The organism is Streptomyces sp. NPDC050610 (assembly GCF_040654875.1).
Classification (GTDB): domain Bacteria; phylum Actinomycetota; class Actinomycetes; order Streptomycetales; family Streptomycetaceae; genus Streptomyces.
Genome location: NZ_JBFAIV010000049.1, coordinates 33,240 through 47,246, shown reverse-complemented (window position 1 = coordinate 47,246; position 14,007 = coordinate 33,240). Strand labels below are relative to the sequence as shown.

Sequence of the window (14,007 nt, the reverse complement as noted above, 5' to 3'; positions counted from 1 at the left end):
TGAGCCGCGGCATCCTCACCGAGCCCGAACCCGGCCTGTTCACCATGCCCCGCCCGACAAAGTGAACCCGAGCGAAGGCTCACAGAACACCCACTAAGGAGGGCTTTGCAGTTTCTTGGCTATTGGTGCTGGCGGGTTGGTGGCGGGCGCCGTCGACCAGCACGATCCACGGTCCGCGGTGTCCGGGGTCACGGGCCTAGGCCTGGTCGAAGGCTGCCTGGATCACCTCATCCGTGTCCTGGATGACCGAGCCGGTCAGCCACTTCGCCTCAGCACGTGGCCCGGGCCGCAGTCTTCGTCTGCCATGTCGTCCGCCGGGCAGGGCGATCACGTCGTGCGGGCAGCGGGTTGCCGGGGTGGCGTCGTAGACGGCCGCTAGGGTGGCCATGCGTTTGAGGGCCGGCTTCTCGCCCAAGGCCAGGCGGGTGCGAAATGGCCCGACCCGGGCGGCGGCCTCGGCGGTGGCCGACCGTAGTGCCTCGAGCCGCACACTGCCCAGCCCGATCCCCACCGCGAACTGCTTCGCCCGCAGCTCGGTGCCCGCATCGGCCAGCACCTCTAGCAGATCCCGATACGCCGTCGGCAACACCGACGCTTCAAGCCGCGCCCGCCGCAAGCGGCACAGTCTGCACCCCGATTACCCTGCTGAAAGCCGAGACCGTCCCCTCGTTCTCGTCCACCGCCGGAGCATCGGACTCATGGTCTGGTTCCGGCGCCGCGACCCTTCCGGTCTCGGCGAGGACCTCGTCGACCGCCTCCCGAGCGATCTTCCACCGCGTCAGATGCCCCTCCGCATCCTCAAGCTGCTCGGCCAACACGGCCATCTGCTCGCGAATCTCCTCCACCCGAGCACGCGCCGCCGACTCCCGCTGCTTCAACTCCTCGGTAAACGAGACGATCACCGCCCCCAACGTCCTGCCCCAAAGGTAGGAGACAGCAGCCGAACACCACAGCCCGTCCTCACTGCCCCTGATCCAGGAGGTCCCCGCGGAAGCACTACACCCACCACTGGATGCACGTACGTTTCGTCCAGATAAGACTCATGGCATGGCCGAAAAACAGATTATTGGTCCACACCAGCCTCGCTAGGGTGTTCATGCGCACATCGCACATATGAACCAGCACGGTCATAGCCGAGCAGGAGTATCGATGAGCAACAAGAAGTGGCACCGCACTGTTGTGCACGCCGCCGCCCTCACTGCGCTCACCGCAGGAGGCGTCCTTATCCCCAGCGCCAGCGCCTCCGCAGGCACCGCCTACGAGTGGGACCTGTGCAATGCCTCGGACGGAGAGTGCCTGGGAATCTTCTACAGCAGCGACAAAGGGACCAAGTACATCGACTCGGCATGCTTCCTGACGAACCGCAGCGTCCCCGACCATTGGGGTCGCACCGAAAACGGCGGGTCGGTAGCGGTGCGCTACGAGTACCGCAATAAGGGATACAACGGTGGCCCGACGCTGTACTTCAGCGGGGCGGGCGGCGTCGGTGCCAAGTGTCTCCCGAACGGATACGGAGGTGGTGAAGCGATCAAGAACAACGCCGCCTCCGCAGCCAACCAGGACTACTACCCCCACACCATCTACTTCAACAGCGGATACGGAGGTGCCGCGCAAACGGTCCCTTCAGGCCGTATCTATAACCTTAATTCGGCACTCAAAAATCAGAACGCATCCAGCTCGCGAGGGTAATCATGAAATGGTCCCGCAGACAGTTATTCGTCGGGGCAGGCGCGACTATAGCGCTTGCTGGCCTCGGCACAGCCGCAGCAGTTGCTTCGGGTACCGGCGACTCGGCTGCTCCAGACGGCCCGAAGCCCGTCGACGTACGAGCGTTCGCCAGGCAACCCGTCCAGAAAACTGCTCCTAAGGCTCCGTTGGCGGGCCCTCTCAAGGGCAAGGAACTGCCCATCGAAAAGTATCTCCCCCGCCACAGCAACATGTTGAGGGTCGCCCAAGCCGAGGCCGTCCTGCAAATCAAGTGCATGGCAGACTACGGAGTCACCTACGAACCTCCGAACCCGGCAACGTTCTCGTTGGCACAGAACAGCGACAACGATGCGAACATCGAACGACGGTATGGCGTCATCGACGCATCCGATGCCCGAGTCAGAGGGTACGCCCTGCCGGGCGGCCCAGGGGGAAGCGCGCCGGAGTCACGCAAACTCACGGACGACCAACGCCTCGTGCTGAAGAACTTCGATCCCACCACGGGAAAGGCTCGCGCAGCATCCTTCCACGGCAAGGCCCTGCCAAAGGGCGGGTGCCGGCTTCAGGCCGCTAATCAAATGGGAGACTTGCGCAGTAAGACCGCCGAGCAGATCAACGGCGACACATTCAGCCAGTCCCGGGAACATGCAACCGTAGCCGCTTTGTCAAGAAAGCGGGATGCATGCCTCACCAGCAAGGGCTACTCGCCTTCGAGCGGGAAAGGCGTAGCCTCCGAGGCATTGCCGAAGGAGCAGGCAGTCGCCGAAGCGGACTGTTCCACGAAGGTAGGCATCGCCGACCAATGGTTCTCGATCGAGAGTCAGATGCAGAGCGATTCAATCGCGAAGAATAAAGCAGCTCTCGATGCGGAGAAGACCCAGAACGACGAAATCTTGAGAAAAGCTGAAGCGGTCTTGAGTAAGGCCTGATCGCGTCAGTCAGTCCGGTTGGTCTCATCGCCGCTGGGCAATACCTTCACTTTCCCCGCCGAATCAGCTGCCTCTCGCAGACCAGCTGGTTCGGCGGGGCACCGGTCAACTGGCCGCGAGATCTTACGCCTGCCCTTCACTCCCAGGGGGCGGGCCAGACTTGTGCCCAGGCAAGGGCACGGAACGCCGTTCAACTGTGACTGGGCGAGATGGTTGTCACCGACCTCTCAGCTCGACCTGGCTTTATCCGCGTACGTGAGCACTGTTGTTGTCACCAGATGAGCGAGCTACCTGTCACCATCCCGCTTTGTGCGCGCTTGTTGTCACCAGTGATGATCAAGCACGGCGGTGCTGACCTGCCTCGATCGCGTTGCGGACTAGAGGACAGTGCCCGGTCCGGACCGGGGTGACAGTTATCGAGACCAGGTGACGGTTATCTCGCCCTGTCACATCGACGAACGACGAAGGGGATTTTCTTGAGACGCAGAAATCGCGCACGCTTACCCTTAATCGCCGTTGCAGCCTGCGCAACTCTGACTGGCGGCCTGCTCCAGACCGCACCTGCAACTGCTGTGCCCAGATCGAACCCGGTCCAGAGCAACGGCCAGCACGATGCCCCGGCTCCTCTTGCCCGGGTCGACAACCCAGGCAAGAAGCTAGGGAAGGACTGGAAGGCCTCCAAGGACCGGATTTTGACCACTGCGGCGGACGCCTCCGGCTTCAAGATCCTCGTCGCGGACAGCAAGGACGCCTATCAGTGGCGGACCGTCGCCGAACTGGCCGAACCCGGCGTGTCCGCGGACTCGTGGATCGGGAACGCCTGCGCCATGGATCAGGACCATGCCGCTGCCGTCTACGCGCCCAGGTCGTCCACAAACAAGCCGGACCTGATGCAGGGCGGCGCGTTCACCGCGACCGTCGACCTGAAAACAGGTCGGGTAACGAAACTGCCGTTCACAGCGTCGCTAGCCTACTTCGACCCATCTTGCAACCCGCAGACGCACACCGCCGCCTTCACTGCGTTCCGCGAGAACAAGACCCGTCTCGTTACCGTCGACACCAGCGGCAAGCTCATGAGTGACGCCGCCGTGAACGGTCAGGTGACGTCTGCCGTGCCGGTGCAGGACGGCCTGATAGCCGCGTGGGGCCGACAACTCGTGCAAATGGACGAAGGAGGAAAGAAGACCGAGAAACTGGCGGCAACAGACGGCGTCCCGTTCGACATCAGAGCCACATCTGGTGGGGTCGCATTCATCGACCACACTGGTGGAGCGGCCCGCGCCAAATTCTGGAAGAGGAACGGCAGTGCAGCCATGCTGGCGTCAGGCAAACTCGGCGAACTGGCTCTCAAGCAAGGAGCCGCAGGCCGGGTCTTCCTCACCGGACACGCCAAGGACCTCCACCTTGCGGACAGTACGGTCACACGCCTGAATGTTCCGGCAGACACTGACGTGTCCAGCCTGGGGAGACTCGCGGTCGACCCCGTTCTCGCGCCCGGCGTACGTGCGGGTTTGGGCAACATCAAAAACGCCGGGAAGGGCTTCACCAAGTCCGAGCCCTCACTGGCGCCGCGCACGGCACAGGACCCCACCGATAGGTCCTCCGGTGCCACACTGACCATCACCAGCCATGCGACCGCTACCGGTGAGAAGATCACTCAGAGCGTCGCGAACACCACCGGGGGCTCGGGCAACGGATCGTTCTCCCCGGCCCTCGCCACTCCCAGCGGCAAGAGCGGCACGAAGGGGAAGAGCGCACGGGATGGAGTGAAGGGCGACGACCGGGCGCACGACCCCGTCGATACCGATCGCTGGTGTTCCGTCCCTCGCAACGACGTCAAATCCCTGGCGCTGCAGCCGACCCCGAATCAGGTCGAGTGGGCCGTCGACATGGCCGTACGCGGCGAACTCCGCTCGAAGTGGATCAAACAGGGTGGCTGGCGTGATCAGGCCGGCCTCGGTACCGTCGACCCGCAGGGCCTGTTTCCAGCCCCGAAGATCAACGGCGGTGGACGGATCCCCGCCCAGGTCCTGCTCGGAGTGCTCGCGCAGGAATCGAACCTTTGGCAGGCCGAATCCGGCGCCATACCCGGCCAGATGGGCAGCCCACTGGCCGCGACGGCAGGATTCTACGGCCACAAAGGAGACAGCTCCGAGTCTTACTGGACGATCCACTGGGCGAATTCAGACTGCGGATACGGCGTCGGGCAAGTCACCGACGGCATGCGATTGGCCGGGCACGCCAAACCGAACGAGAATCTTCTTTCCCCTGAGAAGCAGCGGGCCGTAGCCCTCGACTACTCAGTGAACATCGCTGCCTCAATGTACATTCTCGCCGACAAGTGGAACGAGCTGCACAAGAGCGGGCAGTCGATCACTGTCAACAACGACGACTCCTCCAAACCGGAGAACTGGTTCGCCGCTCTATGGAACTACAACCTCGGCTTCAATCCGAACCAGAACGACGGCAAACCTTGGGGGCTGGGCTGGTACAACAACCCCGCCAACCCGCTGTACCCCCCGTCGCGGCACCCATTCATGAACGATCCGCACGACGCCGCGAAGCCGCAGCAGTGGCCGTATGAGGAGAAGGTGATGGGCTGGTCCGCCTGGTCCATCGACACCGGACTGTCCTACGCAACCTCCGGCCGGCAGGACTGGCCCGGCGAGTCCGGCTACTCGACGGCTGGATTCCGGCCTGCCTGGTGGGTCAGTGCAGGCCAGCGTGACCTTGTCAAGCCCCCGCTGGAAGCGTTCTGCAACTCCACCAACAACTGCAACACCGCGAACCCACCGAAATGCCCGGACGAAGACTGTTACAAGAAGTACTGGTGGCAGGGCTCGAACGTGAGGTGGAAGAGCAACTGCGACGCTGACTGCGGTCACGAGGCAATCAAATACCAGACGCTGGTCGCCGAACCGGGACGGGGTTACCGGTTGAAGTACGGCACCCCGGCCTGTACCAACGACGGCCTACCCGGAGGGGCGCTGATCGTCAACTCCGTGCCCGACGGGATGAACACCTACAGTGACTGCGGGTCCGTAGGAACCGACGCCGGCAACTTCCAGTTCACCTTCTACCCCGACCCGGGAGCGACCGGGCCCGGCTTGGGGCAGTACGACGCCAAGGGCGACCTGTACCAGATCGGCGGTGGCTATGGTGGACACTTCTGGTACACGCACACTCGCGATGCCTCCCACCTCGGTGGTGACTCGGGACGAATGGCTGTGAAGGGCACCTGGGCCCTCGGCCAGAACCTGGACGGCTGGGCCCGCGTGTTCGTGCATCTGCCTGACACCGGTGCACATACCCAGCAAGCCCACTACGTTGTCAAGGGCGTTGCGGGCGGTGACCGGGACCGCTACATCAACACCCACTACAGCAAGAACACCTGGGCCGAACTCGGCGTCTACCAGTTCACCGGCACACCCCAGGTGGAACTGTCGAACGCCACCAACGACGGCACCGCCGACGACGACGTGGCCTTCTCCTCGGTCGCCTTCCAGAAACTCCCGGGCAAGCCGAAGCACATGGTCGTCACCATGGGCGACTCCTACAGCTCCGGTGAAGGAGCTGGGAACTACTCGTCTGAGTCCGACACCTCGCACGGCACCTCCCGATGGAACGCCTGCCGACGCAGCGCCAACTCGTGGGGCCGCAAGGTGATCCTTCCCGGTCAGAACTCCAGCATCGGCTCTCTCTCAGACGGTCACAGCTCCTCACTCGACTTTCAAAACATCACTTGCTCCGGCGCGCATACGAATCAGCTGACGTCCGGGGACCCCAGGGCGTGGGGCTGGATGGGGAACTATCACGAGAAGACCCAGATCGACTCGGGTGCCCTCAGCCCGGACACGACACTGGTGATGCTGACCATCGGCGGAAACGACGGCGATAACTTCACCAACGCCGTCAAGAACTGCTACATGTGGGCAGCGTGCGACAGGAAGGACTACACGGGCAACGCCGACAAAGCGGTCGCTGCCACCGGAGAGCTGATTGGCCAGATCCGGGATGCCGCTCCGAACGCGCAAATCGTTCTCATGGGCTACCCTCACATCGTCGGTGACCAACCATGCCTGCCAGCTGACTTCGACACCCTGAACTACCTGGCCGACTACATGCGCGACCACCAGAAGGCCAAGGTGGACGAGCTGAAGGGGATAGGCATCAACGTGGCCTTCGCCGACCCGATCCCCGCGTTCAAGGGCCACGGGCTCTGTAACAACGACGAGTGGATCAATGGTGTCGTGGCAGGACCCAACGGCGACGGCGACTTCCACTCCGGGGACCCGGACAACCCATTGTTCTGCATTCCTTCACCAAGCACCGGCATCTGCCTGAGCCTCGAATCATTCCACCCGAAGAACGCCGGAACGACGGGCTATGCCCGGGTCATGGAACAGGAACTGGCCGCCATCGGATACAAGGGTACTTAGTGCAATCTGACAGACAGGGCAGTTCGGTGGTCATGGAGCGGATCAACCGCTCCATGACCACCGGCTGCTTGATCATGTTGATCGTGCTGGTGCTCGTCCTCGCAACCGGTCTGTCGTGGCTGTGGTACTCCGACTGGCACGCCGGGAAAGTCAACAGGGAACGTAGAGATAGAGCTGTGTCGTCGGTCCTCCAGCAAGCCCGCGACGCGGCCGACGACGCGGCCCGCTCGCTCGACGCGAGCCACACCAGCGATGTTGACAAGCTGACCAGTGTGATCTGGCAGCACACGGCATCCCCGGTGATCACATACGACGCCTCCCGCCGGGAGTTCACGGCCCGGCTGCCCAAGCAGATGATGTACAAGTCGGTCGGGATTCTTCCCGGGAGCAACAGTGATGTGGTGAACCGATGCTTCGACTTCACCTACAGCCACCCGTACGGCCAGACATGGACGCACAAAGTGACGGTGCGGGACGACGATGTGTGCAGACCTGCCGCAGACATCGGTTATCGGTCCCGATTGGCGAAGAAGCGGATCGAGAGAATCGATGCGCAAAGTCTCACCCGTACCGGACTGCAGAAGGCCCTCGACCCCACCGGCACGTTCCGTAGCTTCGCCGTCAAAGACGTGGCACGAAGAAGCGGCACTGTAGTGGTCTCCGTTCTGATCACCAGCCTCGACGCCACAGCCAACCAGTGTTACCGCATCACCCGGCCCGCCCCCGACTCCGTCGAAGCCGACCTTCCGCCAGCCACCGCAACTCCCGTGAATTCCTGCTGAGTCTGTTGCACGGTGCCCAGGCGCACATGCCCCGAAGCAGCCAAATAGGTGGGGGCGTTTGACCGTGCACACTGCTCACGGGGCAGAGCACACTGGGTCCGGGGCCAACGTAGACGGCGGCCCGCGCTGAGCAGCGAGCCAGGGGCTCCAGATGTCACGCCTACACAGCAAGAGCACACCGGGAGTGTGATCAGCAGACGCGGCACCCGCCGGGCGTTCGGGGTCAGACAGGGTTGTCGGGGTGCTGGCTGATCCAGGACAGACCGAAGGGGTCCAGGCGGTGGCGGGCTCGGGTGACGGCAACGTACGCCAAATGGGCTTCTGCCTCATCGACGGGCTGGGGAACGGGGCGGCCCTGGGCGTCGACCTCATCGGTGTCGGCGGGCGGCGTGAAGCCGGATGCAATGCGCACCCGGGCCCATTCCCGGCCCTTGGCCTTGTGGGCAGTGGAGACGGTGACCTCGGCTGCGTCTTCGGGAACGAGTCGGTCGACGGCCGGCAGGAGAGCCTCGGGGCCGTGCTCGTCGACGAGGTTGGCGAAGGGCTGCAGGTCGCTGCCGGCGGGGTCGTGCTTGGCATAGTCGTGCAGCGCCGCCCAAGTGGTGAACAGCACGAGTTCGGGGTGGTGGGTGCGGCGTCCCTGGAGGAGATCGCGGGCGGCCCATGTCAGGGCACGCAGGGAGTCACCCCCGCGCATCGTGAGGGACGTCCAAACGCTCCTGGCCCCCGGCAGCCCCGACGAGGTTGAGCAGTCCGAGCGCACGGACGCCGAGATGGTCCCTCTTTGGGACCCCAAGGCGGGAGTCCTGCCGGCCGGCGTCAACTACGCGCACGAGCCCGACTGACATGCCCTCCATGGTCGTCCTGGCCACCACCGCCGTCCCCGACCACCTCCGCGGCGCCCTCAGCCGCTGGACCATCGAAGTCGTCCCCGGCATCTTCGTCGGCACCGTCTCCGCCCGCGTCCGCGACGAACTCTGGAACACCACCGCAGCCGTCGTCGGCGACGGCACCGCCATGCTCATCCACCCTGCCCCCACCGAACAAGGCTTCACCATCCACACCGCAGGCACCCGCCGCCGCATCCCCACCGACTTCGACGGCCTCACACTCATGCGCATGACAGCCCCACCCTCGCCAGCGCCAAACGTAAAGGGACCGCGAAGGCCCCGCTGAACCGCAGGTCAGGAAGAGTCCTCCCCGCCAGCGCGGGGGTGCTCCGCAGTACTTCGCCGGGCGGCCGGTGCGGCGCGGGTCCTCCCCGCCGACGTGGGGATATGCCGGTTCGACCGCTCTCGCTTGGCGTCTGACTTCTTCCCTCCCCACCGACGGACGCAGGCACTTGATCATGTTTCCAGCGATGCTGATGAAGAACGTTCCGCTTGCTGCGATCCAGTGGAGGGGCGGTGAGTTCCCCATTTCGCAGACCACGTGCCCCATGCATCGGAGAGGGTATGCCCGCCCATTGCCCCCTGGTACTGGAGCTGGAACTTCCAGCCGTCCTCGTTCGAAGGGCTGCGCTTCGTCAGGCGCAGCAGTCCGCGGTACTTCATGGAAACCGGGTTGTTGCTGAACGCCGTCGTGGACACGGCGCGGATGCGTCGCGAGAACGCCCGCTGGCACAGCAGCCGCGTCTCCGCGCTGGTGGGGCCGCAAGCACGATGAGCTTCGACAGCCTCGGGTAGTCCGTGGGCGCGACCGCGAAGTCCGAGAGCAGGTACGCCTCGTCGGGCGTGAAGCTGCTCGGTGCCATCGCGAAGACGCCGAGGATCTTGCCGTTGCCGTCTTTGACCGCGACTGCGAGGTTCGCCGCGCCGGGCGCGATGCGCGGGTTGAGATACCGCGAGCGCAGCGCGTTGAACTGGCCGGGTTTGAGCATCGAAAGCCGGAGCGGTCCGAGCAGTTCCTCACCGGCCCGCAGCCTCGGGGCCGTGACCGGTTCGATCGGCTGGCGGGGCGTAACGACGCGCGTCGGCGCCGCCGAGGCATAGACGTAGAAGGGGGCCGCGCGCGGGGTTGCCTTGATGACACCGCGAAGATGTCGCCGTAGCTCAGGTACGTCGTGGTTGGAGGCCGTCAGCCAGTACGGACGGTCGGTGATCGCGCCGAGCACGCTGACCACGTCGCTGTCGGACAAGGGCTCGTACGTGGGCGCGTCCCAGGCGAAGTGCGCCTCCAGCGGCCCGTACAGCTTCTCGTACCCTCCGCCGTAGAAGGGAGGGAAGGAGCAGACGGGGGCGTCGCGTGGCACCTTCTGGAGCCAGGAGCGCACGTCTTCAACCGCGTAGGAGGCCAACTCGACGTCGGAGCCAACCGCTCTACGGTCTCAGTGTGCTTGGCCTTCCATTGCTCCCGGTACGAGCGCACTACCCGCTCGTGCCATAGTCTTTCGCGGCCGACGCTGGCAAGGAATCGGGTGCCGAGCATCATTGTGGCGACGGTGCCGATGCCGTCATCCAACGAGTCTGTGAGCCAGCTGAGTTGTTCGTTGCTCTCGTCGCGGAGGCGGATGCCGACGGGCTGCTTGGTGAGCCACCGGCCGATGGCTGTGGTGTAGATGGACACGTCCGAGGAGTGGAGGGCGAAGCCCAGGCCGGCCAGGGACCGCTCGATGGTGAAGTTGCCGCAGCACGGTACGTAGACCGGGCCGCTTGGCCAGCTACTGGCCGTCTCGCGCACGATCGAGCGCATGGGGCCCGGGATGGTGCCCTGGAACATCTCTCCTCCTGGCGACACGAGAACGCCCGGCCTCGGCGGGTGCCGGGCCGGGCGCTGCGCTGGAACCTAACACAAGAAGCGCGCAGCCTTCTTCAAGCATGTCACCTATTTTGAAGGCGGCGCCTCTCGCTGGTTCACATCAGGGTTCCTTGTTCGTAGTGGTCTGCCATCGGCGACAGTTCGCGGACGGCGTCGCCCGTGATGTCCTTCCACCACGAAGCAAAGATCCTGCGGTGGCACCACTGCGTCGGGTCCGACAGGTCTTCGAAGCAGAGCAGCACGAGCCTGTGACTCCCCTCCGCCTCGGTGATCTTCCGCAGTTCCTCGGCGATGCGCTCCGCGCCGAGCTTGTCGAGGTCCGCCCGGTAAGCCGCAGTGAACTCCGGGAGCGGCTTGGAGAAGTATTCCCGGCGTGGCGCAAGCTCCCGCACCGCGCGCTTCAACGGGTACGAGAGCTTGAAACGAGGTGCGCCCAGGGTGATGCGTACCGGCACGCCCTGCGGCGGCTGGAATTCCTGATAGCGGTTGGTGAACAGGGTGAGCACGTAGCTGTTTCCTTTCGTGCTGTTCAGTGACCGGGGCGCTCGCCGATTCCGTGGCGGCGGCCCGGACCGGATTCTTTCGGTGCCAATCGCTCAGGCTCGTGTGGACCTGAACGGCACCGTGCCCGCAGGGATTCATATCCCTGCGGGCACGGATCGGGGCACTCGCAGCAGCTGATCCAGCTCGGGGGCGCGGCCTGCGCCGCGCCCCCGTCTCGCTACTTCGTGGCCGTGGTGTCTGCCTTCGGCGTCTCCTTGGCCTGCTTGGCCGGGCCGCCCTTTGCCGTCTGCTTCTGGGCGGGCGCCTTGCGCGCCGGGCTCTTGGCCCCTGCCGACGCTGCGGTCTTCGTACGCGGGGCCGCAGGCTTGGCCGCCGTCTTCTTCGCGGCCGGCTTCGTTTCGGTCTTCTCCTTGGCCGCTCCTTCCTTGTCCTTGGCCGTCTCCTGCTGGACCTCGACCGCTGCCTTGTTGAAGTCGGCCGTCATCGCCCGCTGGATTCCCTGGGCCTTGCTGAGGAGGTTCCGCACCAGCTGCACCTGGCTGTAGATCTTGCCGACCACCTTCACGTGTCGGCTGAGGTCGTCCCCGAGGATGACGGCCAGGTCCTCCGGCTTCTTCTCCGCCAGTTCCTCCAGCAGCGGCAGCAGGACTTCCTCGGCCTGGCCGAGGCCGTCTTTGGCCTTGGCCTTGGCCTTCTTGCGCTTCTCCTGCTCTTCGGCGTCCGGGGCCTTCTCATTGGTCAGTGTGGTCTGCTTCTCCATCATCTTGAGCCCGTTCGCGAAGTGCTGGGCGTCGGACTCGGAGTCGAAGTCACCCCTGACGTAGCGCGTGGCAGCGACCATCTGGTTGCCGGGGTTGAGCTGCGCGATGTGCCAGGCCAGGTTCGGCTTGATGTCTCCCTTGTCGACCATCGCGGAGACTTCTTCGCGCAGGGTGAGCAGCCCGAGCCGCCACTTGATGTGGGTCTCGGTCTTGCCGAACTGCTTGGCGATCTTTATCGCGTCCCACCCCGCGGCCGCGAGGTCTGCGTACGCGCCGGCCTCCTCCATGATGGTCATGTCCTCGCGGCCGACGTTCTCGGCAATGCTGAGGACGTAGGCCCGCTCCTCGTCGATGTTCTCGATGACCTTCGCGGGCACGACCTCAAGGCCGGCCGCGCGGCAGGCCCTCCACCGACGCTCGCCCGCGATCAGCATGTAGGGAGCAGCGGCGCCCTCGACCGGCCGGAGGACGACCGGCTGGAGGAGGCCGTTCTCCTGGATGCTGCCGACCAGTTCCTGATGCTTGGCCTCGTCGAAGTACTTGCGGGGCTGCTCCGGGTTGGCCGCAATCTGGTCGAGTCGAATTTCCTTGAACATTTCCCGCGCCTTCCCTGAATTCGGAAACCACATTTTAGTGGTTTCCCTTTTTTCTTACACTTATATCTTAATGGCAAATGCCGCTAATTCAAGAAGGTGCGGGAAATTAATTCAGGAATTCACCGGGGAATACACAAAGGTATTTCACTGGGCGAATGACACCCCGGAGCGGAGGTCCTGCACCGGTTGCGGTTGCGGCCGACAGTGAGGGGGCGGAGTGCGCCGCGGCCCACACGCGCGACGAACTCCACCCCACCGCGGCCCCCGAGCCGCGACCGATCGCGGCCAGCTCCTCGCGGGCGGGGCGCGGGGGGTCGGCCACCCGCGAGGAGCAGTTCAAGGAAGCCGCGCACTGCGGCACCGGCAAGTACGGGACCGCACCCACCGGCGTCCCAGAACGTACCCCATGACTCAAGCAATGTCACCTATCTCGATGTCGGAGGACACCCTTCGCAGGCGGCCAGCCTCACCCGCCGCTCCCGCCCGGACGCATGGCCACCTGCGCTTCCAGTACCTCGCGCCCCTCCTCCGATACTCCCGGCGTTAAGTCGGGAGCAAGCACGCGCGGCGGCTCCTCCGCCAAAGCCGCCACCTGCTTCGGGTCCACCTCTGCCATCCGCTTCCCTCCACGAAGGACGAGCCCTCGCTCGCCCACCCCCGATGCCACCGAGCCCAACTGACGCTGCGTCAACGGGCCCAGGTCTACCTAATCGAATGTGTAGCACCCGGGTGATCCCCTCATGACGCTTCGTTCTTTTCAAGATCCACACACCTTCGTCGGGCGAACATCGCCAACCCGGATCCATCCGCCCGCGACGCTGCGATACCTCTCCCCATGAGAGCAACATAGTGCTAGTGTGCGCACTTCAATGCCCTGAGGGGGGAGGCGACTTGACGACGGAACAGGACTCGTCGGGCTCTGGTAGCACCGATCCGCTGGGGCGCGGGGAGCGGATACACGCGGCCAAGTCGGCGATCGCCAGGCGGCTGCGCTACGTACGACAGCACCATCCCGAAGGCCCCTTCACCGTGGCGGGGCTGGCGGAACGCGCCGGCGTGTCCAAGCGCACCCTGACCCAGGCCGAGTCGGCCGACGGCTCGAACCTCACCATCGAAACGCTGGTCAAGGTGGCCCACAGCCTCGGCATCTCACGCGACGGCTACTTCTTGGACGACCAGGTATTCGAGCAGGTCAACGCCGAGCTGGCCACCCTGGGGGAACTCAGGCGCCAGAAAGTCGGAGGGATGTCCCTGCGCACGTCCAGCCCTTCGACGGTGGACCCGGGGTCGGTCACCGAGCTGTCGAACCTCCTCAAAGGCATCCTCGACTCGGCCACGCGCGCGCAGAGCGCGCTCCGCGAACGACCGTCGGACCCAGGGCAGCCACCGCGCACCGGCGACGGATAGCGCCGTGGTGGTACTGCGCTGGCTGCGGTCAACACCTGCTCTGCGCGTGGATGTCAGACGGCGTTGCGAGGAGCGCGTCCGCGCTATCGGCCTTCCTTCGCGGGGGAACCTGAGCATCGACGTCC

At 64.7% G+C, this 14,007-nt stretch carries 12 protein-coding genes and 1 pseudogene; 7 read left to right on the top strand and 6 right to left on the bottom strand.

What is annotated here, in order from left to right; translation table 11 throughout:
* Positions 1-196 precede the first annotated feature (196 nt).
* Positions 197-616: a hypothetical protein gene (locus tag AB0I22_RS36195; RefSeq protein ID WP_363135267.1), complete on the bottom strand. Its 420-nt coding sequence runs from the start codon at positions 614-616 to the stop codon at positions 197-199.
* A complete protein-coding gene (locus AB0I22_RS36190; RefSeq protein ID WP_363135266.1) occupies positions 597-902 on the bottom strand; it encodes a hypothetical protein in 306 nt (101 codons plus the stop codon). Before AB0I22_RS36190 ends, AB0I22_RS36195 begins: the two co-directional genes overlap by 20 nt.
* Before the next feature lie 247 nt (positions 903-1,149).
* Here AB0I22_RS36190 and AB0I22_RS36185 point away from each other — a divergent pair, with 247 nt between their 5' ends.
* The 4 genes from AB0I22_RS36185 to AB0I22_RS36170 all read left to right on the top strand — a co-directional run bounded on the left by AB0I22_RS36185 (position 1,150) and on the right by AB0I22_RS36170 (position 7,857).
* Complete coding sequence (locus AB0I22_RS36185) at positions 1,150-1,689, top strand: hypothetical protein (RefSeq protein ID WP_363135265.1); 540 nt, start codon at positions 1,150-1,152, stop codon at positions 1,687-1,689.
* 293 nt (positions 1,690-1,982) lie between these two features.
* Positions 1,983-2,636, top strand: coding sequence for a hypothetical protein (locus tag AB0I22_RS36180; protein WP_363135264.1), 654 nt, complete (start codon positions 1,983-1,985; stop codon positions 2,634-2,636).
* Between the two features lie 572 nt (positions 2,637-3,208).
* On the top strand, positions 3,209-7,075 hold the full coding sequence (locus AB0I22_RS36175) for an SGNH/GDSL hydrolase family protein (protein WP_363135263.1): 3,867 nt from the start codon (positions 3,209-3,211) through the stop codon (positions 7,073-7,075).
* A 32-nt stretch (positions 7,076-7,107) separates the two neighbouring features.
* Positions 7,108-7,857: a hypothetical protein gene (locus AB0I22_RS36170; RefSeq protein ID WP_363135262.1), complete on the top strand. Its 750-nt coding sequence runs from the start codon at positions 7,108-7,110 to the stop codon at positions 7,855-7,857.
* Between the two features lie 223 nt (positions 7,858-8,080).
* On the opposite strand, the pseudogene AB0I22_RS36165 reads toward AB0I22_RS36170, so the two are convergent.
* A pseudogene (locus AB0I22_RS36165) lies at positions 8,081-8,548 on the bottom strand (3'-5' exonuclease); the annotation flags it as partial.
* A 7-nt stretch (positions 8,549-8,555) separates the two neighbouring features.
* On the opposite strand from AB0I22_RS36165, the gene AB0I22_RS36160 reads away from it, so the two are divergent.
* Positions 8,556-8,702 (top strand): hypothetical protein, encoded by a 147-nt coding sequence (locus AB0I22_RS36160; protein WP_363135261.1) that lies wholly within the window; start codon positions 8,556-8,558, stop codon positions 8,700-8,702.
* A 1-nt stretch (position 8,703) separates the two neighbouring features.
* Complete coding sequence (cas2e, locus tag AB0I22_RS36155; RefSeq protein ID WP_363135260.1) at positions 8,704-9,033, top strand: type I-E CRISPR-associated endoribonuclease Cas2e; 330 nt, start codon at positions 8,704-8,706, stop codon at positions 9,031-9,033.
* 373 nt (positions 9,034-9,406) lie between these two features.
* Here cas2e and AB0I22_RS36150 read toward each other — a convergent pair whose 3' ends face one another.
* The 3 genes from AB0I22_RS36150 to AB0I22_RS36140 form a co-directional block, all read right to left on the bottom strand.
* Positions 9,407-9,994: a hypothetical protein gene (locus tag AB0I22_RS36150; RefSeq protein WP_363135259.1), complete on the bottom strand. Its 588-nt coding sequence runs from the start codon at positions 9,992-9,994 to the stop codon at positions 9,407-9,409.
* A gap of 715 nt (positions 9,995-10,709) precedes the next feature.
* Positions 10,710-11,120, bottom strand: a complete 411-nt coding sequence (locus AB0I22_RS36145) for a DUF488 family protein (protein ID WP_363135258.1) — start codon at positions 11,118-11,120, stop codon at positions 10,710-10,712.
* A gap of 215 nt (positions 11,121-11,335) precedes the next feature.
* Positions 11,336-12,475, bottom strand: coding sequence for a ParB/RepB/Spo0J family partition protein (locus tag AB0I22_RS36140; protein WP_363135257.1), 1,140 nt, complete (start codon positions 12,473-12,475; stop codon positions 11,336-11,338).
* A gap of 891 nt (positions 12,476-13,366) precedes the next feature.
* Between AB0I22_RS36140 and AB0I22_RS36135 the strand changes: the two genes are divergently transcribed.
* Positions 13,367-13,882 (top strand): helix-turn-helix domain-containing protein, encoded by a 516-nt coding sequence (locus AB0I22_RS36135; protein ID WP_363135256.1) that lies wholly within the window; start codon positions 13,367-13,369, stop codon positions 13,880-13,882.
* The last annotated feature ends 125 nt before the right edge of the window (positions 13,883-14,007 follow it).